The following is a 23,005-nucleotide window of genomic DNA, read 5'->3' as shown; positions in this document are numbered from 1 at the left end:
TCCCCGGTCCACGTCACGTCTCGGTCGTGGCGGGCGTGCCGGTCACCGGGTCACTGGTGACCGGTTCCGTGGTGATCGGCACGCTGCTCGTGACAGGGGCGCTGCTCGTCACCGGCGCGCTGCTGGTGACGGGTGCGCTTGTCGGCGGCGAGCTGGTCACCACCGAGGGCGAGGCAGCCGTAGCCGAACTGCTCGACGGCGGTGGCGCGCTGGTCGGCGAGGACGGGGGAGAGGGCGGTGACGAGGACGGAGGCGGCGACGAAGGCGGCGCGGAAGACGGGGGTGGTGCCGACGTGGACGTCGTCGAGGGCGGTGCCGTGGACGTCGGCGGGCCCAGTGTCGGCCCGGAGGTCGTCGGAGCCGGGGGAGTGGACGTCGCCCCTCCGCTCACCCTTCCGCTCGTCCCGTCGGAGACACTCAGCAGCACGTACTGCCCGAACCGCAGCTCGGTCCCCGCGGGCGGGTCGGACGCGGTGACCCGCGCGTCGTCGGACGGCGCGGCGCTCCCCGCGTATCCGACGGCCAGACCGCTGTTCACCAGGTGCCGCCTGGCCTCCCCGAACGTCGTCCCCATGAGGTTCGGTACCGGGTGCCGCTGCCGGGTGTCGAAGGCGGTGTCGCGCTTGCCCGTCGTACCGACCGGACGCGTGATGCCCCGGTCGGGATCGTCGACGTCCACGAGGGCGAGTCGCTCCATCGGCCGCGGCGCCGGACGTACGGCCACCACGGAGGACGGCTCATATCCGTTCCACTTCCTGTTGCCGTCCGCGAACTTGACGGAAATCCGACCTGCGTCGCCCTTGAACGGACGCAGCGGATTTCCGCACGAGCACTTCGCGGCGGGTTCCCCCTGCTCGTCGACGAGAATCGCGATTCCCGCCTGCAGAAGGGAGTTGAAGGGCGTGGCCTTTCCCTTTTTGTAGTCGTGGTTCTGCACGAGAGTGTCGTGACGCAGGAGCACGGGTGTGAGCCGGTCGAGATAGGCCGGTATCTCGTCCGTCGTGATGCCGAGCACGGACGACCACGCCACCGCCTTCTGGTGGTTCGCGGGATCGGTCAGAAACCTCTTGAGCTTCGCCACGTCACAGATGGTCGGCTTCTTGGTGCCTCCGTACAGACCCGGTGTGTCCCCTTGCTGCAAGGTGCCCCGCACCGGCATCGAGCGGATGTCGGCGTCCTGCCCCAGTCCCTGTTTCTCGTCGAAGAAAGGCGCGAGCGACGGAACTCCGGCGGCGACCGCCTGCACGGCGAACATATGTGCGCCCCCGCCGCATCCACTCATGACCAGGACACAGACGAGCAGCACGGCGATCCTGCGGATCACCGGAATTCCGGTCCTTTGCACAACTGCGCGAAATGTCATTACCGCTCCCCCGGCGGCGGTTCCCCCATCGCGCTTTATGCTACTGAATGAAATTGCCGTTCAGTTGCCGCGTGTGTTCAATTGCCTCGTGTGTTCAATGAGGCCAAATAGGCGTTGTACGCCTCAAGTTCCTTGTCGCCGTCCCGGTCGGCGGCCCGGTCCTGCCGCTTGGCCTGCCGCTGCTCCGAGCTGTACCACTGGAACAACAGGGCGACCAGCACCAGCACGGAGGGCACCTCGCTGAACGCCCAGGCGATACCGCCGGCCGCGTTCTGGTCGGAGAGCGCGTCGATGCCGAGCGAGGCGGGCGGGTGCTTGAACGTCTCGACCATCGGCTCCGACGCCATCATCAACGCGATGCCGAAGAACGCGTGGAACGGCATCCCCGCGAACAGCTCCAGCATCCGCATCAGATAGCCCGGCCGGCTGGGCCCCGGGTCCACCCCCATGATCGGCCAGAAGAACACCACACCCACGGCGAGGAAGTGCACCATCATCGCGATGTGCCCGGTCTTCGAGCCCATCAGGAAGTCGAAGATCGGCGTGAAGTACAGGGCGTAGAGGCTCGCGATGAACAGCGGGATGGTGAACGCCGGATGCGTGATGACCTTCATGTACCGGCTGTGCAGGAACATCAGCAGCAGCTCGCGCGGCCCCTTGCGACCCCGCGCGGCGGGCGGCAGGGCGCGCAGCGCCAGGGTGACCGGGGCACCGAGCAGCAGCAGGATCGGCGACAGCATGCTGATGACCATGTGCTGCACCATGTGCACGCTGAACATGACCATGCCGTAGTCGTTGAGCTTGGTGCACATCACGAGACCGACGGTCAGCACACCGATGACGTACGAGATCGTCCGCCCCACGGGCCACGCGTCCCCGCGCCGCCGCAGCCGGACGACCCCCCAGCCGTACAGCCCGAGTCCGAGCAGGCAGGCCGTCAGGAAGAACGGGTCGGCCGACCACTCAAGCCCGCGCCCGAACGTGAACGGCGGCAGATCCATCGTCATGCCGTGCCCGCCGTGATCCATCGGACGGCTCCTGATTCGTGGGGGTTGTGCAAGTCTGTCCGCACCCAGACTAGAACCGCCCCCGGCCACGATCGTGACCGGGGGCGGTTTCGCTCAGGTACGAGCTACAGGACGCACTCCGCCTCTTCGTACCGGTCGGCGGGCACCGTCTTCAGCGTCTCCACCGCCTCCGCCAGCGAGACCATCCGGATGTCGGTGCCCCGCAGCGCGGTCATCTTCCCGAACTCGCCCCGATGCGCCGCCTCCACCGCGTGCCACCCGAACCGGGTCGCCAGCACCCGGTCGTACGCGGTGGGCGTACCCCCGCGCTGAACGTGCCCGAGGATCACCGGCCGCGCCTCCTTGCCGAGGCGCTCCTCCAGCTCGATCGACAGTTGCCGCGCGATACCCGCGAAGCGCTCGTGGCCGTAGACGTCCTTCTTGCCCTCGTCGAACTCCATGGAGCCCGCACGGGGCTTGGCGCCCTCCGCCGCGACCACGATCGCGAACCGCTTGCCCGCCTCGAAGCGTTCACCGACGCGGGCGGCCAACTCCTCGATGTCGAAGGGGCGTTCAGGTACGACGATGGCGTGCGCGCCGGCCGCCATGCCGGAGTGCAGCGCGATCCAGCCGGTGTGGCGGCCCATGACCTCCACGACCAGGACGCGCTGGTGGGACTCGGCGGTCGTCTTGAGCCGGTCGAGCGCCTCGGTGGCGACACCGACGGCGGTGTCGAAGCCGAAGGTGACGTCCGTGACCGCGATGTCGTTGTCGATGGTCTTGGGAACGCCGACTATCGGGAGACCGGCGTCGTACATCAGCTTGGCCGCCTTGAGCGTGCCCTCGCCGCCGATCGGGATGATCGCGTCGAGGCCCAGCTCTTCGACGTGACCCCTGGCCCGCTCCACACCGTCCCGCAGATGGGAGGGCTGGACGCGGGAGGAGCCGAGGATGGTGCCGCCGCGGGCGAGGATGCCGCTCACCGCGTCGAGGTCGAGCTTGAGGTAGTCGCACTCCAGGAGGCCCTTCCAGCCGTCCCGGAAGCCGATGACCTCGTCGCCGTGGTCCACGACGGCGCGGTGCACGACGGACCGGATGACGGCGTTCAGGCCGGGGCAGTCGCCGCCGGACGTGAGGACACCAATGCGCATAGCCCGAAGAACCTTATCGACGTGGGCCGGGACCGGACCACGCTGTCCGGTACGAACCCCGCCACCCTAACGGCAGGAGGGGGCGGGATCGTAGCGTGCGTCCGCCTGCTGGACGACCCCGCTCACCTGCGCGGACGAGCCGTCAGACGGGCTGGTTTCCGGGATCCGGCGACGAGATGTACGGCCGGCTCAGGCAGGTTGCTGAGCTGCGGCGATGCGCTCGTTGCGGAGCGCCTCGTACCAGCGGTCGTCGATCGGCGGCAGCGCGTTGACATCGAGGGCCAGCTTGAGGAGCAGGTCCGCGATCAGCGGGTTGCGGGCCAGCACGGGACCGTGCATGTACGTACCGAACACCGTGTCGTTGTACGCGCCCTCGGTGCCGTCGCCCGTGCCGTTGCCCTTGCCGAGGCGGACGTTGGCGAAGGGGCGGGCGGTGGGGCCGAGGTGGGTGATGCCCTGGTGGTTCTCGAAGCCGGTCAGCGGGGGCAGGCCCAGACGCGCGTCGATGTCGCCGAGGACGTCGCCGACGCACCGCTCGCCCTCGCCGCGTGTCGACACCACGTCGAGCAGGCCGAGACCGGGCTCGCGCTGGCCGAGGTCGTTGATGAACTCGTGGCCGAGGATCTGGTAGCCGGCGCAGACCGAGAAGACGATCGCGCCGTTGCCGACCGCCCGGTGCAGGCCGCCGTCGCGGCGCAGCCGCTCGGCCGCGAGCCGCTGCGGGCGGTCCTCGCCGCCGCCGATCAGATAGATGTCGCCCGAGGTCGGGATCGGCTGGTCGCTGCGCACGTCCAGCCGGGCCACGTCGAGGCCGCGCTGCCGCGCCCGGCGCTCCACGACGAGGGCGTTGCCCTGGTCGCCGTAGGTGCTCAGCAGGTCGGGGTAGATCCACACCAGACGGAGCTGGTTGTCGCTCATGGTCATTCGTCCTCTGGGGGTTCTGGGTCTCAGTTGCCGACGCGGCGGCGCAGGTCCTGGAACGCGGTGTAGTTGGCGATGACCTCGATCCGGCCGGGCGGTGCCATCTGCACGGCCTGGTCGAGGTTGTCGCAGACCTGGAAGTGCTGGCCCGCGACCTCCAGGCGGACCGCGAGGTCCAGCTTGCGGTCGCCCACGACGAAGATGGGGTGGCCGGTGAGGCGCGTGTAGTCGACGTCCCACAGCCAGGAGGTGTCGGTGCCGTCGGCGCCGCGCGCGTTCACCGAGAGGATCACCGGGGTGGGCGGCGGGTCGATCAGGCTGAACGTTTCGAGCCAGCCCGCCGGGTTCTTCGCCAGCAGCAGACGCAGATCGCGCTGCATGAACTGGACGACGTCGTACCGTCCGGCGACCGCCTGCACCCGGTACATGCGCTCCAGGGCGACCTGCGGCGGTACCCCGAAGACCGCGGCGACGGCGGCGGAGGAGGCGGCGTTGGCCTTGTTGGCGCGGCCCGGGAGCTGGAGGTGGATCGGCCAGGCGGAGCCGTGCGGGTCGAGGACGTGGTCCCCGGACAGGGCCCAACTCGGCGTCGGACGGCGGAATCCGCACTCACCGCAGAACCAGTCGTCGCCGGGTCGCTGCATCACGCCACCGCACGAAGGACACGACCACGCGTCGTCCTTCCACATCTGCCCCGCCGCGACCCAGATCACGTTGGGGGAGGAGGAGGCGGCCCACACGACCAGCGGGTCGTCGGCGTTGGCGACGATGACGGCCTTGGAACCGGCCAGCCCCTCACGCCAGTTCTCCGCGAGCATGCGGGTCTCGGCCGCGCGGTCCAACTGGTCGCGGGAGAGGTTGAGGAGCGCGATGCACTTGGGGTCGGTGTCCCGGGCGACGCCGGCGAGGTACTTCTCGTCGACCTCGATGACACCGAACTTGGCGTCGGAGCCGCCGGCCAGCGCCGAGGTGATACCGGCGGGCATGTTGGCACCGAGCGCGTTCGACACGACGGGTCCGGCGGCCCCCAGGGCTTCGGCGATCAGTCGTGTCGTCGTCGTCTTCCCGTTGGTCGCGGAGACGAGGGTCACATCCAGACTCTGTGCGAGCCGGGCCAGCAGGTCGGGGTCGAGTTTGAGTGCCACTCGGCCGCCGATCACCGATCCGCTGCCCCGCCCCGCCGCACGCGATGCCGCCGCGACCGCCTTGCCCGCCGTCACGGCGAGCTTGGCCCGCGGCGTGAGCGGGTCCGAGTTGCCTGCCATCAGTTCTCGATCCTCCTTGCGTACGCGCCGCGCCTCTGCCTCCGGCAACGTGGTGTGGACCTCAGCCTATCGAGATCCGTATCAGTGCCCGAACCGCGGCACCGCGAACGCCTCGCGGCGGGCGTGCGCCGTAGAGAACCGTACCCTTGCGCCCATGCGATACGGCTCCATCCCGGGCGCCCACGGGCGAGTCCGTCCCCTCACCCTGCTCGGCGACCCCCTGCTTCATGCCCCGTGCGAGGAAGTCACGGACTTCGGCCCGGAACTCGCCCGTCTCGTCGAGGACTTGTTCGCGACGATGTACGCGGCCCAGGGCGTGGGCCTGGCCGCGAACCAAGTGGGCGAGTCCCTACGGGTGTTCGTCTACGACTGCCCCGACGACGAGGAGATCCGCCACCTCGGCCATATGGTCAACCCACGCCTGGTCGAGGCGGACGGTGTGGTGCTGAGGGGTCCCGAGGGCTGTCTGTCCCTACCGGGCCTGGAGGCGGGGACGGAACGCTACGACCACGCGGTGGTCGAGGGTTTCACGGTGACCGGGGAGCCGATCACCGTGCATGGGACGGGGTGGTTCGCGCGGTGCCTGCAGCACGAGTACGACCACGTGGAGGGGACGGTGTACGCGGACCGGGTCACCGGCTGGCGGCACAGAAGACTGATGAGACAGGCGACCCGGGCCTCGTGGCACCGGTGAGCTGCGCGTGACCCTAGAACCCCGGCCCGCCGACCTTGTCCCCGGCGGCAGCCAGTCGCCCCCACAACAAATCAGCCAGACTCCGCACCAACTCGGCCCGACCGCAAGGCCGTTCCCCCAGCCACCAGTCCCCGGCCGCGTGCATCATGCCGACGATGCCGTGCCCCCACACCCGGGCGAGCTGCTGGCTGTTCGGTCCGAGATCGACCCGCTCCTCGATGACCTGGGCCAGCTCCTCGCCCATCCGCCGCAGCAACGGCACGGAGTGGTTCCCGGTGTCGAACCCCTGGTCCGCGGTCTGGCCGCCCTCCACGGGATGCATCAGGAACCGGTACACCTGAGGCAGTGCCTCGATCGCCGCGAGGTAGGTGTCGAGCGTGGCCTCGACCCGCTCCCGCCGCTCGGCGGGCGCGTCCAGCGCGGCCCGCAGCGAGGAGAGCAGGGCGTCCGTGTGCCGCTTGGCGAGGGCGGCGTAGAGTCCGCCCTTGTCACCGAAGTGCCGGTACAGGATGGGCTTGGTGATACCCGCCTCGGCCGCGATGGCGTTCATCGAGGCCTGCGGGCCGTCACGCAGCACCACTCTGTCCGCGGCCTCCAACAGCTCTCGCCGTCGGCGGTCGGCGGACCGTTGCTGATCGGTCCGCTGCGTGGTGTCCATGATCTCTCCCCACCCGTGCTGAATCGGTGACGCCTGCGCAAACTAGCACTCAATGTGCCCTACACCTCGAACGGGTTGTCGGGCTGCTGACCGGTCATCGGGAGTTGACTTTCCTACCCGTCGGTAACAGACTCTGTCGTTACCGCAAGTAACATGCTAGTGCGCTGCTGGAGGAGTCATGGCCGAGTTCACCATGGAACTCAACGACGAACAGAAGGAGGTGCGGGACTGGCTGCACGGCTTCGCCGCCGACGTCATCCGCCCCGCCGCCGCCGAATGGGACGAGCGTGAGGAAACTCCCTGGCCGGTCATCCAGGAGGCCGCGAAGGTCGGCATCTACTCCCTGGACTTCTACGCCCAGCAGTACTTCGACCCCACCGGCCTCGGTATCCCGATGGCCATGGAGGAGCTGTTCTGGGGCGACGCGGGCATAGCCCTCTCCATAGTCGGCACCGGTCTGGCCGCCGTCGGCGTCCTCGCCAACGGCACCGAGGAGCAGATCGGCACCTGGATCCCGCAGATGTACGGCGACGCCAACGACGTCAAGGTCGCCGCGTTCTGCTCCTCCGAGCCCGACGCCGGCTCCGACGTGGCCTCCATGCGCACGCGTGCCGTCTACGACGAGGCCAAGGACGAGTGGGTCCTGAACGGCACCAAGACCTGGGCGACCAACGGCGGTATCGCCAACGTCCATGTCGTCGTCGCGGTCGTCGACGCGGACCTCGGCTCCAAGGGCCACGCCTCCTTCATCGTCCCGGCCGGCACCCCGGGCCTGTCCCAGGGGCAGAAGTTCAAGAAGCACGGCATCCGCGCCTCGCACACCGCCGAGGTCGTCCTGGAGAACGCGCGCGTCCCCGGTTCCTGCCTGCTCGGCGGCAAGGAGAAGCTCGACGAGCGCCTCGCCCGCGCCCGTGAGCGCGCCAAGGCGGCCGGCGGCGAGCGCGTGAAGAACGCGGCGATGGCCACCTTCGAGGCGTCCCGCCCGGCCGTCGGCGCGATGGCGGTGGGCACCGCCCGCGCCGCCTACGAGGTCGCCCTCGACTACGCCAAGACGCGCGAGCAGTTCGGCCGCCCGATCATCGACAACCAGGGCGTCGCCTTCCAGCTCGCCGACATGCGTACGTCCATCGACGCGGCCCGGCTGCTGGTGTGGCGCGCCTCCTGGATGGCCGTCAACGGCAAGCAGTTCACCGCGGCCGAGGGCTCGATGTCGAAGCTGTTCGCCAGCGAGACCGCCAAGAAGGTCACCGGCCAGGCGATCCAGATCCTCGGCGGCAACGGCTACACCCGCGAGTACCCGGTCGAGCGGATGCACCGCGATGCCGCGATCTACACGATCTTCGAGGGCACGAGCGAGATCCAGCGCCTGGTGATCGCCCGCACCCTGTCGGGGATGCCGATCCGCTGATGCGGGGCGCAGCGCGGAACTACCGGTGTTTCAGGGGCGTGAGCTGCTCGATGTCGTAGCGCGACCGCAACTCCTCGATCGCCGCTTGGTCCGGCGGCCCCCCGCCCCCGAGGATCTCCAACAGCTCCTCGAAATACCGCTCGTGGTCCGGCGGCGGAGACGCCTGGAAGAACATCTTCGCGGGCGTCTGAGTCGGGTTCGCGAACGCGTGCGGGCACCCCGGCGGTACGACGATCACCGTCCCCGGTGTCGCCCGCACCACCCGGGTGCCCGAATTCGACTCCCAGCGCTGCCAGTTGTCCGGGGTCCGGATGCGCGGCTCGAAGGCGAGCACGTCCAGCTCGCCTTCGAGCACATAGAACAACTCCTCGCTGCGCGTGTGCACATGGGCCCCGACGTCGAACCCCGGCGGCACCACCACCTCGAAGGTGGATGCCGTCCGCGAGTGCGAGCCGGTCACCTTGAACGTCACGTGCTGCGCCGGTGTCTGCACGATCCGGCCGTGCCCCGGCGGCACCAGCAGCCCCTCCGTCGCCGTCACCGGCACCTCACCACGTCACGGGTAGTGCCTCGGGCCCGCGGATCAACGCGCCCTTCTTGAACGGCACTTGATCGGCCGGAATCGCGAGCCGCAGCCCCGGCAGCCGGTCCAGCAGCGCGTCCACCAGCAGCTCGGACTCCAGCCGCGCCAGCATGTTGCCGGGACAGAAGTGCGGGCCGAAGCCGAAGGACACATGCGGGTTCGGGCTGCGCGAGAAGTCGATCTTCTCGGGGTCCGGGAAGACGTCCGGGTCACGGTTGGCGGCCAGGTACGACACATACACCGGGTCGCCGGCCCGCATCCGTACGCCACGGATCTCCACGTCCTCCATGGCGATCCGGGACAACCCGACCGCGTTGCGGTGCGGGATGTAGCGCAGCAGCTCGTCGATGGCCTGCGGCCTCAACTCCCGCTCGGCGCGCAGTCGTTCGACGAGATCGGGCCGGGTCAGCAGCAGGTAGAACATCTGCCCGCTGTTGTTGGTGACCGCCTCGCCGCCGATCTGCAGCAGCACCGCGAGCCCGACGGCCTCCTCCAGGGTCATCTCCTCCCGGCCCACCGCCCCGCCGAGCAGCGAGGCGACGTCCTCGCCGTCGCTGCCCTCGCGCATGCCGATGAGATCGCCGAAGTAGGCGCCCATCTCCTCCTTCGCCCGCTCACTGACCTTCGCGCCGTGCGAGGAGGACAGGATGAGCTGGGTCCAGGTGTGCATGCCGTGCCGGTCGACGGCCGGCACCCCCATCAGCTCGCAGATCACCGCGATCGGGAAGGGGCTCAGCACTCTCTCGGTGAGGTCCGCGGGCGGCCCGTCCCGGAGCAGCTCGTCGACCAACTCGTCGAGCAGCAGCCGGGATTGCTCCCGCACCCGCTCCACCCCGCGCGTGGTGAAGGCCGGGGCCACCGAGCGCCGTAGCCGGGTGTGGTCCGGCGGATCGAGGAAGCCGACCGCGCCGCGGGCCGGGATGAAGTGCGGGGCGAGCCGGGTCACCGGCTGGTCCATCACCGCCTCGCGGCTGAACCGGGGGTCGTTGGTGACCATCCGCACGTCGTCGTGACGGGTGACCAGCCAGGCCCAGCCCTCGCCGTTGGGCAGCTTGATCCGGTTGACCGGACCCTCCCGCATCAGCTTGGCGAGGACCGGGTCGAAGTCCACCCCGGTCAGATCGAGGGCCGGCCAGGGCCGGACCGGGGGCAGGGTCTCGGTGAGCGTCTCGTCAGTCATGCCGTACTCAGGCCGTCTCTCGGTCGTCGCTGTGCCAGCGGCCCAGCGCCATCTCGGCGGTGATACCGGGTCCGAACCCGGCGAGCAGTCCACGCGCCCGGTGCTCGGCGCCGCCCTCGTCGAACAGCCGCCGCAGCGCGTCCAGGACGACCGCGCTGGCGATGTTGCCGTACTCGGTGAGGGTGGCCCGGCTGAACCGGAACGCGTGCGGGTCGACCTGGAGGAACTTGCTCAGGTCGTCGAGTATTCGGGGCCCGCCCGCGTGGACTATGTAGAAGTCCAGGTCGGCCGCGTCCCAGCCGTGCTGCCCCGCGAGGTCCTGGAGCGCCGGTGCGAGGGGCTCCATGGTGGCCGGCACCCGCTTGTCCAGCAGGAAGTGGAAGCCGGTGGCCCGGACGTCGTACATGATCCACTCTTCGGTCTTGGGGATCAGGTACGACCCGTTGCGTTCGAGCGTGATCCCGGTCCCGCCCCGCCCGCGCACCACGGCCGCGGCGATGCCGTCGCCGAACAGCCCGTTGGAGAGCAGGGAGCCGATGCCGAGGTCGGTCGGCTGGTAGCACAGCGAGCAGAACTCGCAGGCCACGATGAGCGCGTTGGCCTCGGGGTAGGCCGTGCAGAAGTCGTGCGCCCGGTTGATCGCCGCGCCGCCGGCCGCGCAGCCGAGCTGGGCGATGGGGATCTGGCGGGTGGTGGACTCGAAGGCCATCTCGTTGATCAGCCAGGCCGTGAGCGAGGGCATCATGAAGCCCGTGCACGAGACGTAGATGATCACGTCGATGTCGGTGGTGAGCAGCTCGGCCTCGTCGAGCGCGCGCTGGACGACCGCCGGGACCCGGGCCTTCGCCTCGGCCGTGTAGATCTTGTTGCGGTCCTCGAACCCCGGGTGCTTCAGGGTCTCCTCGATGGGCTGCACGATGTGCCGGGTCCGTACACCGGTGTTCTCGATCAGCCGGAGGGCCAGCGGCAGGTTGGGGTGGTCCGCGTGACGGGAGCGCGCCAGCTCCAGCGTCTCCTCCATCGTGATCACATGCTCGGGAACCGACACCGAGGGTTTGCACAAAGTCGCCATGAACCGTCCCTGCTTTCGCCTTCCGGTAGGCCTTCGCCCGCCGGTCAGAAGGTGGTTCACCTCAGAGGGTGGTGCACCCACGATCACCCTTGGGGGCGACGATCTCGCGGTGGACTACTCCAATTCAGGGACCCTGTGTAAAGGTCGGATCAGTGAACTCTGTGGACGCGCTGTGGGAGGATCCGCTGCCCGCCAACCCCCTCGTCCCCCTGATCGCGGCACACCGAGCGGCCACCGCCGAGTTCTTCACGCTGCTCGCGGAGGGCGAATCACTCGCGGCCGAGCACCTTGAGGCATACGCGGCAGCCTGCGGCATCGACGAGCCCCGCCTGCACACCTACCAGCCCCTCCCGGGCGGCGTGCGCTTCCAGCTACAGCGAACCCGCACTCACTCGCTCCCCTACGAGGACCCCCCGCTGCTGTGCGCGATACACGCAACGTCAATGCGATCGGCAAGCTTCGCCAGCTCGATCGTCAACGCGGCGACCGTGTCCTCGTCCAGCCCCTCATCCCCGGCCTCGACAAGGTGCAGCCAGCGACCACCCACCGTACGGAGCAGCTTGCTGACATCCGCCGCAGCCACCTGCAAGGTCCCGCGGTCGTCGACGATCAGAGGCAGAGTCACTTCGCGGTTCACAGAGGGGATCGTAGCCGCGGAATGCTCACGCTCCGTGCCATACCGTGGTGATGTTGCAGAACTCGCGGATTCCGTGCCCCGACAGCTCCCGCCCGTACCCGGACCGCTTCACCCCGCCGAACGGCAGCGCCGGATGGGACGCGGTCATCCCGTTGACGAACACCCCACCGGCCTCCAGATCGCGTACGAAACGGTCGACCTCGGCCTCGTCCCGCGTCCACACGTTGGAACTCAGCCCGAACGGCGTGTCGTTGGCGATCAGTACGGCCTCGTCGAGGTCAGCCGCGCGGTACAGGGTGGCGACGGGGCCGAAGGTCTCCTCGCGGTGGATGCGCATCTCGCGGGTGATGTCGCCGAGGACGGTCGGCGGGTAGAACCAGCCCGCCCCGTCGGGGCGCTCGCCGCCGCACAGCACGGTCGCCCCGCTCTCCACCGCGTCGTCGACGAGTTCCTCCAGATCGCTCCGGCCCTGTTCGCTCGCCAGCGGTCCGACCTCGGTCTCCTCCACCAGCGGATCGCCGACCGTCAGCGCCTTCATGCCGGCCACGAACCGCTCGGCGAAGGCGTCGAAGACGTCCGTGTGCACGATGAACCGCTTGGCGGCGATGCACGACTGCCCGTTGTTCTGCACCCGCGCGGTCACCGCGGTCTTCGCGGCCCGGTCGATGTCGGCGGACGGCATGACGACGTACGGGTCGCTGCCGCCCAGCTCCAGCACGGTCTTCTTGACCATGTCCCCGGCGACGGACGCGACCGCCCGCCCCGCCGGCTCGCTGCCGGTGAGGGTGGCCGCCTTCACCCGCTCGTCGCGCAGGATCTCCTCGACCGCGCCGGAGCCGATGAGGAGGGTCTGGAAGCACCCCTCGGGGAAGCCCGCGCGATGGAACAGGTCCTCCAGGTAGAGGGCGGTCTGCGGGACGTTCGAGGCGTGCTTGAGCAGGCCGACGTTGCCCGCCATCAGCGCGGGTGCCGCGAAGCGGATCACCTGCCAGAGGGGGAAGTTCCACGGCATCACCGCGAGCACCGGGCCGAGCGGCCGGTAGCGCACCAGGGCCCGGGAGGCGCCGGAGTCCTTCACGTCGGAGGCGGCGGGCTCCTCGTCGGCGAGCAGTTCCCGCGCGTGGTCGGCGTACCAGCGCATCGCCTTGGCGCACTTGGCGGCCTCCGCGCGGGCCTGCTTGACCGGCTTGCCCATCTCGGTGGTCATGATCCGGCCGATGTCCCGCTGGTCCTCGTCGAGGAGGTCGGCGGCCCGGTGCATGAACCGGGCGCGTTCGGCGAAGGCGGACGTCCGGTAGGTGCGGAAGGTGGCCTCCGCGAGCTGAAGCCGGCGCTCGATCTCCTCGGCACCCATGGCCTCGTACGTCTTGAGTGTCTCGCCGCTGGCCGGGTTGACCGTCGCGATGGGCATGGCTGACCTCCTGGAACGGGCTGTGCTTCGACCTTCCCGCGTAGCCGGAACGGCCGCAACGCGTACGCATCTGCTCAGTCCGAGTGCTCCGCCAACCGGTCGAGAAACGTGGCCTGCGCCGGGACGACGACGGCCCGCGCCCGGTCGAGGCCCATCCACTCGACCCGGTCCAGCTCCGGGAACTCCTGGACCTGCCCGGACTTCGGCGGCCACTCCATCTCGAAGGTGCCGGGCACCATGGTCGCCGGGTCCAGGTCGGCCTCGATCGCCCACGCGGTGACGACCTTCCCGTTGGTCTGCCTCACCTCGCCGAGATCGATCGCCACACCGTCGGGCGGCGCGAGCCCCAGCTCCTCCTGGAACTCCCGCCGGGCCGCGTCCCAGGCCGGTTCGTCGGGCTCGTACTCGCCCTTGGGCACACTCCACGCCCCGGCATCGCGCCGAGCGAAGAACGGGCCGCCCATATGGCCGAGCAATACCTCCAGGCCCTGATCGGTGTGCCGGAACAACAGCAGTCCGGCGCTCCGTTTCCCTTTCCCGGTACCCGCCGCGCTCACAGCTTCACCTCGGGGTGCGCGGCCAGCAGCGTCTCCACGGTGTCGGCGTCCTCCGGTCGCTTGTCCTCGCGGTAGCGCACGACCCGGGCGAAGCGGAGCGTGACACCGGCCGGGTAGCGGGTCGACTTCTGCAGACCGTCGTACGCGATCTCCACGACGAGTTCGGGCCGTACGGTCACCACGTGACTGTCGCTCTGCACGGCCAGCTCCCGGAGGCGCTCGGTCTGCCAGGTCAGCAGGGCGTCGGTCATGCCCTTGAAGGTCTTGCCGAGCATCACGAAGGAGCCGTCCGCCGTGCGGGCGCCCAGGTGGAGGTTGGAGAGCTTGCCGGTGCGGCGGCCGTGGCCCCATTCGGCGGCCAGCACGACCAGGTCGAGGGTGTGGACGGGTTTCACCTTCAGCCAGGAGGCGCCTCGGCGGCCCGCGCTGTAGGGGGCGTCCAGGCCCTTGGCCACGATCCCCTCGTGGCCGCGCTTCAGGGTCTCGGCGAGGAAGGCCTCGGCGGCGGGGACGTCGTCCGGGCCGGAGACGAGCGTGCGGCGGACGCGCATGGGTTCAGGGACCAACCGGGCCAGTTCCGCGTGCCGTTCGGCGAAGGGGAGGTCGAGCAGGTCGTGACCGTCGACCGACAGCGCGTCGAAGAACACCGGGGAGACGGGGACGGTCGCGGCGGCCGTCGCCACGTCCACCCGGGAGCCGACCCGGCCCGCCGTCTCCTGGAAGGAACGGGGGCGGCCGTCCGCGTCGAAGGAGATGACCTCACCGTCCAGGATGAACCGCTCACCTCTCAACTCCAGGGCGGCGGCGGTGAGTTCGGGCAGGCGGTCGGTGATGTCGTCGAGGGTGCGGGTGTAGAGCCGTACGACGTCGCCGTCGCGGTGGACCTGGACGCGGATGCCGTCGAGCTTCTCCTCGACCGCGCAGTGGCCCAGTTTCTCCACCGCCTCGGCGACGGACGAGGCGCTGTGCGCGAGCATCGGCAGGACCGGGCGGCCCACGGTCAGCCGGAAGCGGTCGAGGGAGGCGGGGCCCTCGGCGAGCAGGGCCTCGGCCACCGTCTGGAGCGAACCGGCCAGCATCACCGCCCGCCGTACGTCCGTCGCGGGGGTGCCGGTCGCCTCCGCGAGCCCCTCCACGGCGACCGCGTCCAGTGCGCCCTGCCGGACCTCGCCGGTGATCAGACCGAACAGGAAGCGCTGCTCCTCGGCGGTGGCCGCGCCCATCAACTCGCCCACCAGACGCGCCCGTTCGGCCTGTGAACCGGCGCCCGAGACCTTGCCGAGGTCGGTGAGGCGGACGTCCACCTCCCGCACGGTCAGGGTGGGTTCGCGGGCCGGGTCGACCGGCCTGCTCAGCACCTTCCAGCCGATGCCGAGCCGGCCCTGTGGCAGGCGGCCCGCCAGATACGGGATGACGATCGGGACGTCGTCGGCCTCCGCGTCCCGGAACAGCTCCGCGAGCAGAGCGATCTTCCGGGACCGCGCCGAGGTGGCGGCGACCTCCTGGGACACATGCGCGAGCCGGGTCAGCAGCATGCAGCCATCGTGCAACGGAGGCGGGCGGTCTACACCCGGACGGCGGCGTCGAGGTCGGCCATCAGCAGGTCCCCGTTGATCGTGGCGCCCGCGCGATAGCCGGCGGAGGCCGCGTTCACGACCTGCTCGGCGAAGCCCATCGCGTTACCGGCCGCCCACACCCCGGGCACGGTCGTCAGACCCGTCGGGTCGACCACCGGGTAGGCGCCGAACGGGGTCTCCTGCAATTCGGCGCCCAGTTGCTCGAGCAGGCCGGTCTGCGGGATTGCGCGGGGTGCGACGAACAGCGCCTCGCGGGGGTGCGTGGTGCCGTCCGTCAGGCGGACGCCGGTGAACCGGTCGTCCTCGACGGCCAGTCCCGCGACCTCGCCGGGCACCACGGTGACACCGGCGGCGGCCAGCCTGCGCAGGTCGTCGTCCGTCAGCTCGGACTCGGCGACCGTGTGCAGGAACAGGGTCACGTCCTTGGACCACTGCGAGACCATCAGCGCCTGGTGCACGCTCATCGGCGTCGTCGCGAGCACCCCGAAGGCCTGGTCGCGGACCTCCCAGCCGTGGCAGTACGGGCAGTGGATCACGTCCCGGCCGAAGCGCTCGGCGACTCCGGGAACGTCCGGCAGCTCGTCCTTGAGACCGGTCGCGATCACCAGCCGCCGCGCGTGCACGGTCTCCCCACCCGCCAGGGCTACGGCGAAGTCGGCGCCCTTCGTGACGTCGACCGCCCGGTCCCGGACCAGGTCGACGCCGTAGCGCGCGATCTCCTCGCGGCCCAGGGCCAGGAACTCGGCGGGTGACATGCCGTCCCGGGTGAGATAGCCCTGCATGTGCGCGGCGGGTGTGTTGCGCGGCTCGCCCGCGTCGACGACCAGTGTGCGGCGCCGGGCCCGGCCCAGGACCAGCGCGGCGGACAGACCGGCCGCGCCGCCGCCGATGACGACCACTTCGTATGTGCCGGACATGACTTCGTACGTGTCGGTCATGGTGACCACCTCCGCCCCCGAAGGTCGCCCCTCCCTGCCGCATTGACAAATGTGTTTGCCGAAACTGCAATATCGGTCATGAGCGACGACACGGACGAGGTCCTGGCGGAGGTCGGCCCGCGGCTGCGGCGGATCCGGAAGGAGCGGGGCGCCACCCTCGCCGGGCTCTCGGAGACGACCGGCATCTCGGTGAGCACGCTGTCCCGGCTGGAGTCGGGGCTGCGCAAGCCCAGCCTGGAGCTGCTGCTGCCGATCGCGCGGGCCCATCAGGTGCCGCTGGACGAGCTGGTGGGGACGCCGCCGGTGAGTGATCCCCGGGTGCGTTCCGAACCGATCCAGCGGCACGGGCGCACGTACTGGCCGCTCACCCGCCAGCCGGGCGGACTCCAGGCCTTCAAGGTGCTGGTGCCCCAGCGCCAGGAGGAACCCGAGGCGCGTACGCACGAGGGCTACGAGTGGCTGTATGTGCTGGCGGGGCGGTTGCGGCTGGTGCTCGGCGAGCATGATGTGGTGCTCGCGGCGGGGGAGGCGGTGGAGTTCGACACGCGGGTGCCGCACTGGTTCGGGTCGACGGGGGAGGGGCCGGCGGAGTTCCTGAGCCTGTTCGGGCCGCAGGGGGAGCGGATGCATGTGCGGGCGAAGCCCCGGCGGGCATGACACGCCGATGCCGTGCCATGCCGTCCGATGGTGTGCGTGACCCACGTGACTGTTCCCTGATCGGCAAGCGACCGCTTAGTATGCGAACGAGCCCGGATCGACGAAGCAGTCCCGTGGAGGCCCCGCATGCAGGCATGGCAAGTGCACCAGAACGGCGAGCCGAGTGAGGCGATGCGCCTGGAGGAGGTGCAGACGCCCACACCCGGCGACGGCCAGGTCCTGCTGAAGGTGCGTGCCGCGAACATCAACTTCCCGGATGTGCTGATGTGCCGGGGCCACTACCAGGTCAGGCCGCCGCTGCCGTTCACCCCGGGTGTGGAGATCTGCGGCGAGACCGAGGACGGCCGCCGCGTGATCGCCAACCCGGCGCTGCCGTACGGCGGTTTCGCCGAGTACGCCGTCGCGGACGCCGCCGCCCTGCTGCCCGCCCCCGAGTCGCTGGACGACGCGGAGACGGCCGCGCTCCACATCGGCTACCAGACGGGCTGGTTCGGCCTCCACCGGCGCGCCCACCTGGAGGCCGGCGAGACCCTGCTCGTGCACGCCGCCGCCGGCGGGGTCGGCAGCGCCGCCGTACAGCTCGGCAAGGCCGCCGGTGCCACCGTCATCGGTGTCGTGGGCGGTGCCGAAAAGGCAGCCGTGGCACGGGAGTTGGGCTGCGATGTAGTGATCGACCGGCGTACCGAGGACGTGGTCGCGGCCGTCAAGGAGGCCACCGGCGGACGCGGTGCCGACGTGGTCTACGACCCGGTCGGCGGCGACGCCTACACGCAGTCCACGAAGGTCGTCGCCTTCGAGGGCCGGATCGTGGTCGTCGGCTTCGCGAGCGGCACCATCCCCAGCCCGTCGCTGAACCACGCCCTCGTGAAGAACTACTCGATCCAGGGCCTGCACTGGGGCCTGTACGCCACCAAGAACCCGAAGCTGATCCAGCACTGCCACGAGCAGCTCACCGACCTGGCCGCCCGGGGTGTCATCAAGCCCCTGGTGAGCGAGCGCGTGCCGCTCAGCGGTGCGGCCGCCGCCGTGCAGCGGGTCGCCGACGGTGTCACGACCGGCCGGGTCACCATCCTGCCGTCGTCGGAGAACTCGTCGTTGGAGAACGGAGCCGCCGCATGACCATCGACGCAGCCGAACTCAGGCGTCTCACGGCCGAGTTGCTGACCGCGCACCCGCCCCTGGAGACCGACCGCCTCGACTTCCTCAAGGCCCGCTTCGACGCGGGACTTGCCTGGGTCCACTACCCCGAGGGCCTCGGCGGCCTCGGTGCCCCGCGCGCCCTCCAGGCCGTCGTGGACGCCGAGTTGGAGGCCGCGGGCGCCCCCGACAACGACCCGCGCCGGATCGGCATCGGCCTCGGCATGGCCGCCCCGACGATCCTCAAGTACGGCACGGAGGAGCAGAAGCAGCAGTTCCTGCGGCCGCTCTGGGTCGGCGAGGAGGTCTGGTGCCAGCTCTTCAGCGAGCCGGGCGCCGGGTCCGACCTGGCCGCGCTCGATACGCGCGCGGTGCGTGAAGGCGACGACTGGGTCGTCAACGGGCAGAAGGTGTGGACGTCCAGCGCCCATCTCGCCCGCTGGGCCATCCTCATCGCGCGCACCGACCCTGACGTGCCCAAGCACGCCGGCATCACCTACTTCGTCTGCGACATGACCGACCCCGGGGTCGAGGTCCGGCCGCTGCGCCAGATCACCGGCGAGGCCGAGTTCAACGAGGTCTTCCTCACGAACGTCCGTATTCCCGACGCGCACCGCCTCGGCGAGGTCGGCGACGGCTGGCGGGTCGCGCAGACCACGCTGATGAACGAGCGCGTCTCGATCGGCGGCATGCGCATCCCCCGCGAGGGCGGCATGATCGGCCCGATCAGCCGAACCTGGCGCGAGCGCCCCGAGCTGCGCACCCACGACCTCCACCAGCGCCTCCTCGAGCTCTGGGTCGAGGCCGAGGTCGCCCGGCTCTCCGGTGAACGGCTGCGGCAGCAGCTCGTGGCGGGCCAGCCCGGTCACGAGGGCTCCGGCATGAAGCTCTCCTTCGCCCGCCTCAACCAGGAGATCAGCGGCCTGGAGGTCGAACTCCGGGGCGAGGAAGGCCTGTTGTACGACGACTGGACCATGCGCCGCCCGGAACTGGTGGACTTCACCGGCCGCGACGCCGGATACCGCTACCTCCGCTCCAAGGGCAACAGCATCGAGGGCGGGACCAGCGAGGTCCTGCTGAACATCGTCGCCGAACGCGTCCTCGGCCTGCCGGCCGAGCCGCGCACCGACAAGGACGTCGCATGGAAGGACCTGGCCCGATGAACGCGCAGCCCGATCTTCTCTACTCGGAGGAGGAAGAGGCGCTCCGCGCCGCCGTCCGGGACCTGCTCACCGACCACTGCGACGCGGCGGGTGTCATCGCGCGCACCGAGTCGGACGCCCCGCACGACCTCGCCGCCTGGAAGGCCCTCGCGGAGGGCATGGGCCTGGCCGGACTCCTGGTGCCCGAGGCGCAGGGCGGCCAGGGTGCCACCCATCGCGAAGTCGCCGTCGTACTGGAGGAGTTGGGCCGCGCGGTCGCTCCCGTGCCGTATCTGACGAGCGCAGTTGTCGCCACCGAGGCACTGCTGGCCTGCGCTGCCGAAGGGGGCCTGCTCGCCGACCTCGCGTCCGGCCGCCGGATCGGGGCCCTCGCCGTCGCGCTCAGTGTCGCTCCCGGCCACGCCTACAAGGTCGTACGCCATGAAGGCGGCACGCTGCACGGGGAGTTGACCGGCATCGCGGACGGCGCCGCCGCGGATGTGCTGCTGGTGCCCGCGGACGACGGCGGGCTGTACGCGGTGGACGCGACGGCGGCGACCGTCACCCCGCAGGTGTCCCTGGACCTGACCCGACCGCTGGCGACCGTACGCCTGGACGGTGCCCCCGGACGCCTCCTCGGCGACGCCGAACCCGCCGTACGACGCGCCCTGCGGGCCGGTGCCGGGCTGCTCGCCTCCGAGCAACTCGGGCTCGCCGACTGGACGTTGACGGAGACGGTCCGGTATCTCAAGGAGCGCAAGCAGTTCAACCGGCCCGTCGGCGGATTCCAGGCGCTCAAGCACCGGCTCGCCCAGCTCTGGCTGGAGGTCGTCAGCCTGCGGGCCGCCGCACGCAACGCGGCCGACGCCCTCACCACCGGGGAGGACACCGACGTGGCGGTGGCCGTCGCCCAGGCCTACGCGGCGTCCGTCGCCGTCCACGCGGCGGAGGAGGCCGTGCAGTTGCACGGCGGCATCGGCATGACGTGGGAACACCCCGCGCACCTCTACCTGAAGCGGGCCAAGGCCGACTCGATCGCCTACGGCACGGCGGGCGCCCACCGCGAGGCCCTGGCGGAACTGGTCGATCTGCAAGCCCCCTGACCGTCGGCCGGACATCCGGTGAAGCCCGTCCCACCTGGGGCGGGCTTTTCCGTGCGCTCCCGCCGCAGGAGTGAACAAGCGAGGGCGGTCCGGCCAACTCCTGGCATGTACAGGTTCGTTGGCGTCCCGACAGCCTCATACTCCCTGTGGTTCGAACCCGCCCCACAGGGAGGAACACCATGGCCCTCATCACCCGCCGCAGAGCCCTCACCGCGTTCGGTGCCACCCTCGCGGCCGTCCTCGCCCCGCCCGCCGGCAGCGCGTTCGCCGGTGAACAGGGGCACCGCCCGCGCCCGTTGTGGCGCGCCCACGCCCACAACGACTACGAGCACCCCCGGCCGCTCTTCGACGCCCTCGACCACCGCTTCGGCAGCGTCGAGGCCGACATCTTCCTCGTCGGCGACCAACTCCTCATCGGCCACGACACCACCGAACTCGACCCGAGCCGCACGCTGGAATCCCTCTACCTCGACCCGCTCTCCGCCCTCGTGAAGGCCAACCACGGCTCGGTCTACCGGGGTTGGCACAAGCCGCTCCAACTCCTCATCGACATCAAGACCGAGGGCTCCTCGACGTACCTCGAACTCGACCGCCATCTCCAGCGCTACCAGCACCTGTTCACGACGTACGCCCACGGACGTGTCCACCAGGGCGCGGTCACCAACGTCATCTCCGGCGACCGTGCGGCCCGCACCCCCATGGAGGCGCAGACCGTGCGCCGCGCCTTCTACGACGGCCGGCTCGCCGACCTCGGCACCTCGGCGCCCGCCTCCTTCATCTCGCTCATCAGCGACGACTGGCAGGCCAACTTCACCTGGCTCGGCACCGGCGCCTTCCCCGACGCCGAGCGGCAGAAGCTGCGCTCCGTCGTCCGGCAGGCGCACGCGAACGGGCAGACCGTACGGTTCTGGAACACCCCGGACGTGGCGGGACCCGCCCGTGACGCGCTGTGGGAAGAACTGTTCGCGGCCGGTGTGGACTTCCTCAACACGGACGACCTGGCCGGACTGGAAGCGTTCCTGGACGCACACCACTCGGCGTGAGACGCGTCGTGTGACACCACTCGTTCGGGGGGCACGTCAGTAGGCCGATTGAACCCTCCGCTACGCCACACTTGCGGCCGAACGCCGCGAACCAGACATGCCGGCGTGGCGGAGGAGGACGTCGATGGCCATTTCCATCTCTGTGGTGCTGCTGCTCCTGATCCTTGCGGTGATCTTCATGCGCAGCGGCGGGCTGAAGCTCTCCCATGCGCTGGTCTGCGCACTGCTCGGGTTCTTCATGGCAAGCACCAGCGTGGCGCCCACGATCCACAGTGGCCTCACGGCCACCGCGGACCTGGTGAGCGGACTGCGTCCGTGAGGTCAGCGCGTCGAGAAGACCCCGACGCCGTTCGGTACGGGTCGTTCGGCGCCGCCGCTGGGGTGGTTCCGTACCGTGACGGCGCTCGCGCCGGACGCGCGGGCGACCAGGGTCGTGGAGCCGCCGCCGTCCAGGCTGAAGGCGTCGACCGAGCCCAACTTCCGCATCTGGGCGGCGACCTCGGCGATCGTCAGGCCGCTGCGGTACGCGACCGCGCCGTCCGTCGCGAACAGCAGCAGTCGGTGGCCCCTGTCGGCGATCCCCACGGCGGTGCGGACGGCCGAGGCCGTGTTGTCGAGGCCGGCCAGCGGCTGTCCGTTCCGCAGGACCGGGTAGCCGCCGAGGGCGAAGCGGTAGGCGATCCCTGATCTCGACGCCACCAGACGGTGCTGCACCTGCACCCGCTCGCCCCTGACCAGCCCCCGCAGCCGCTGCGCGCCCGCCTCGCGGCCGACGAGCACGGTGGTGCCCGCGGCGATGGCGCCGCTGCCCGGGGTGGTGGAGGACGATACGACCCGGCCGCCGCGAAGCGTCACTTCATAGGTGTTCGCACTACAGGCGGCGGCCCGGTCCGCGTCCGTGCCACATGTGGCACGCACCCGGGAGGCATTTCCCCACTGTGTGGTGAACGCACCGATGGAGTTCTCCGGCAGCGCGTACTGGTTGAACCCGCGGAGCGTCAGCCGCCCCGTCGGGGTGCGGATCGTCCCCCTGAGGGCGAGGCTGTCCAGCCGGGCCACCCGGTCGACACCCACACCGAGCACGTTCCGCGTGTTCGTACCCGGCGGCAGCGCGGGCCCGAAACGCTGGCCGTCCGGCACCGCCGCCTTGAGCGCGGCACCGCTCGCGATCTCCGGTCCGTCGGTGGAGCCGGTGGCCTCGACGCCCGGATGCTGGGTCTCGGTGATGTTGAAGAAGTCGCCGTTGACGCCCGCGACGGCACCCACCGAGTCGGCCAGCGCGGAGACGGGCTTCCGGGCCGCCACCGCACCCGGGTACAGCAGGTTGACCCGCACACGGGTGTTGCGCAGGTCGACGACGACCACATGGGCGTGGGTCACACCCTTGGCCGCCGTGATGTCGAACTGCTGGTAGGTGACGCCCGGCGCGAGCCGGGTGACGCCCTGCACGGCGCCGGCCGGTGCCGCCCCCACCAGGGCCGCACCGGCCAGCGCGCCGAAT

At 70.4% G+C, this 23,005-nt stretch carries 23 protein-coding genes; 8 read left to right on the top strand and 15 right to left on the bottom strand.

The features are described 5' to 3' along the window. Window positions 1-13 precede the first annotated feature (13 nt). From AB0M63_RS19610 to AB0M63_RS19590, 5 genes are all read right to left on the bottom strand, one after another. Entirely contained in the window at window positions 14-1,324 is a 1,311-nt protein-coding gene (locus AB0M63_RS19610) for a PASTA domain-containing protein (RefSeq protein ID WP_366020236.1), read from the bottom strand. 116 nt (window positions 1,325-1,440) lie between these two features. Beyond that, window positions 1,441-2,391 (bottom strand): cytochrome c oxidase assembly protein, encoded by a 951-nt coding sequence (locus AB0M63_RS19605; RefSeq protein ID WP_355904405.1) that lies wholly within the window; start codon window positions 2,389-2,391, stop codon window positions 1,441-1,443. Window positions 2,392-2,495: 104 nt separating this feature from the next. Next, window positions 2,496-3,521, bottom strand: coding sequence for a 6-phosphofructokinase (locus AB0M63_RS19600; protein ID WP_355904408.1), 1,026 nt, complete (start codon window positions 3,519-3,521; stop codon window positions 2,496-2,498). 189 nt (window positions 3,522-3,710) lie between these two features. Then, entirely contained in the window at window positions 3,711-4,439 is a 729-nt protein-coding gene (locus AB0M63_RS19595; protein ID WP_355904411.1) for a glutamine amidotransferase, read from the bottom strand. Window positions 4,440-4,468: 29 nt separating this feature from the next. Then, the gene (locus AB0M63_RS19590; protein WP_356056075.1) at window positions 4,469-5,707 is read right to left on the bottom strand and encodes a MurT ligase domain-containing protein; all 1,239 of its coding nucleotides are present in this window, start codon (window positions 5,705-5,707) and stop codon (window positions 4,469-4,471) included. A gap of 154 nt (window positions 5,708-5,861) precedes the next feature. Here AB0M63_RS19590 and def point away from each other — a divergent pair, with 154 nt between their 5' ends. After that, entirely contained in the window at window positions 5,862-6,401 is a 540-nt protein-coding gene (def, locus tag AB0M63_RS19585; RefSeq protein ID WP_355904417.1) for a peptide deformylase, read from the top strand. A gap of 13 nt (window positions 6,402-6,414) precedes the next feature. Here the strand turns inward: def and AB0M63_RS19580 are convergent, their stop codons facing one another. After that, the gene (locus AB0M63_RS19580; protein WP_355904420.1) at window positions 6,415-7,059 is read right to left on the bottom strand and encodes a TetR family transcriptional regulator; all 645 of its coding nucleotides are present in this window, start codon (window positions 7,057-7,059) and stop codon (window positions 6,415-6,417) included. Between the two features lie 178 nt (window positions 7,060-7,237). On the opposite strand from AB0M63_RS19580, the gene AB0M63_RS19575 reads away from it, so the two are divergent. Further along, window positions 7,238-8,467, top strand: a complete 1,230-nt coding sequence (locus AB0M63_RS19575; RefSeq protein WP_355904423.1) for an acyl-CoA dehydrogenase family protein — start codon at window positions 7,238-7,240, stop codon at window positions 8,465-8,467. Between the two features lie 19 nt (window positions 8,468-8,486). Here the strand turns inward: AB0M63_RS19575 and AB0M63_RS19570 are convergent, their stop codons facing one another. From AB0M63_RS19570 to AB0M63_RS19535, 8 genes are all read right to left on the bottom strand, one after another. Beyond that, entirely contained in the window at window positions 8,487-9,008 is a 522-nt protein-coding gene (locus tag AB0M63_RS19570) for a cupin domain-containing protein (RefSeq protein ID WP_366020235.1), read from the bottom strand. A 7-nt stretch (window positions 9,009-9,015) separates the two neighbouring features. After that, window positions 9,016-10,230, bottom strand: a complete 1,215-nt coding sequence (locus tag AB0M63_RS19565; protein WP_355904429.1) for a cytochrome P450 — start codon at window positions 10,228-10,230, stop codon at window positions 9,016-9,018. A gap of 7 nt (window positions 10,231-10,237) precedes the next feature. Continuing rightward, on the bottom strand, window positions 10,238-11,302 hold the full coding sequence (locus AB0M63_RS19560) for a type III polyketide synthase (RefSeq protein WP_355904432.1): 1,065 nt from the start codon (window positions 11,300-11,302) through the stop codon (window positions 10,238-10,240). A 400-nt stretch (window positions 11,303-11,702) separates the two neighbouring features. Beyond that, window positions 11,703-11,939 carry a DUF6213 family protein gene (locus tag AB0M63_RS19555; protein WP_355904435.1) on the bottom strand — a complete coding sequence of 79 codons (237 nt, stop codon included), beginning with the start codon at window positions 11,937-11,939 and terminating at the stop codon, window positions 11,703-11,705. Between the two features lie 25 nt (window positions 11,940-11,964). After that, window positions 11,965-13,350, bottom strand: a complete 1,386-nt coding sequence (locus AB0M63_RS19550; protein ID WP_355904439.1) for an NADP-dependent succinic semialdehyde dehydrogenase — start codon at window positions 13,348-13,350, stop codon at window positions 11,965-11,967. A 74-nt stretch (window positions 13,351-13,424) separates the two neighbouring features. Beyond that, window positions 13,425-13,907, bottom strand: coding sequence for an NUDIX domain-containing protein (locus AB0M63_RS19545; protein WP_366020234.1), 483 nt, complete (start codon window positions 13,905-13,907; stop codon window positions 13,425-13,427). Then, the gene (locus AB0M63_RS19540) at window positions 13,904-15,442 is read right to left on the bottom strand and encodes an ATP-dependent DNA ligase (RefSeq protein ID WP_366020233.1); all 1,539 of its coding nucleotides are present in this window, start codon (window positions 15,440-15,442) and stop codon (window positions 13,904-13,906) included. Before AB0M63_RS19540 ends, AB0M63_RS19545 begins: the two co-directional genes overlap by 4 nt. Window positions 15,443-15,471: 29 nt before the next feature. Continuing rightward, the gene (locus tag AB0M63_RS19535; RefSeq protein ID WP_366020232.1) at window positions 15,472-16,422 is read right to left on the bottom strand and encodes an NAD(P)/FAD-dependent oxidoreductase; all 951 of its coding nucleotides are present in this window, start codon (window positions 16,420-16,422) and stop codon (window positions 15,472-15,474) included. A gap of 78 nt (window positions 16,423-16,500) precedes the next feature. Here AB0M63_RS19535 and AB0M63_RS19530 point away from each other — a divergent pair, with 78 nt between their 5' ends. The 6 genes from AB0M63_RS19530 to AB0M63_RS19505 all read left to right on the top strand — a co-directional run bounded on the left by AB0M63_RS19530 (window position 16,501) and on the right by AB0M63_RS19505 (window position 21,823). Beyond that, window positions 16,501-17,079: an XRE family transcriptional regulator gene (locus tag AB0M63_RS19530; protein WP_355904450.1), complete on the top strand. Its 579-nt coding sequence runs from the start codon at window positions 16,501-16,503 to the stop codon at window positions 17,077-17,079. A gap of 126 nt (window positions 17,080-17,205) precedes the next feature. Then, window positions 17,206-18,198, top strand: a complete 993-nt coding sequence (locus tag AB0M63_RS19525; RefSeq protein ID WP_355904453.1) for an NADPH:quinone oxidoreductase family protein — start codon at window positions 17,206-17,208, stop codon at window positions 18,196-18,198. Beyond that, the gene (locus AB0M63_RS19520) at window positions 18,195-19,379 is read left to right on the top strand and encodes an acyl-CoA dehydrogenase family protein (RefSeq protein ID WP_366020231.1); all 1,185 of its coding nucleotides are present in this window, start codon (window positions 18,195-18,197) and stop codon (window positions 19,377-19,379) included. Before AB0M63_RS19525 ends, AB0M63_RS19520 begins: the two co-directional genes overlap by 4 nt. After that, a complete protein-coding gene (locus tag AB0M63_RS19515; RefSeq protein ID WP_366020230.1) occupies window positions 19,376-20,461 on the top strand; it encodes an acyl-CoA dehydrogenase family protein in 1,086 nt (361 codons plus the stop codon). Before AB0M63_RS19520 ends, AB0M63_RS19515 begins: the two co-directional genes overlap by 4 nt. Before the next feature lie 179 nt (window positions 20,462-20,640). Next, the gene (locus AB0M63_RS19510; protein ID WP_366020229.1) at window positions 20,641-21,504 is read left to right on the top strand and encodes a phosphatidylinositol-specific phospholipase C/glycerophosphodiester phosphodiesterase family protein; all 864 of its coding nucleotides are present in this window, start codon (window positions 20,641-20,643) and stop codon (window positions 21,502-21,504) included. A gap of 124 nt (window positions 21,505-21,628) precedes the next feature. Then, complete coding sequence (locus AB0M63_RS19505; RefSeq protein WP_355921189.1) at window positions 21,629-21,823, top strand: hypothetical protein; 195 nt, start codon at window positions 21,629-21,631, stop codon at window positions 21,821-21,823. A gap of 2 nt (window positions 21,824-21,825) precedes the next feature. Here AB0M63_RS19505 and AB0M63_RS19500 read toward each other — a convergent pair whose 3' ends face one another. After that, a complete protein-coding gene (locus AB0M63_RS19500) occupies window positions 21,826-22,977 on the bottom strand; it encodes a phosphodiester glycosidase family protein (RefSeq protein WP_366020390.1) in 1,152 nt (383 codons plus the stop codon). Window positions 22,978-23,005: the final 28 nt, after the last annotated feature.

This window comes from Streptomyces sp. NPDC051576, from assembly GCF_040681835.1.
Taxonomy (GTDB): domain Bacteria; phylum Actinomycetota; class Actinomycetes; order Streptomycetales; family Streptomycetaceae; genus Streptomyces.
This window is presented reverse-complemented; position numbering and strand designations above follow the sequence as displayed.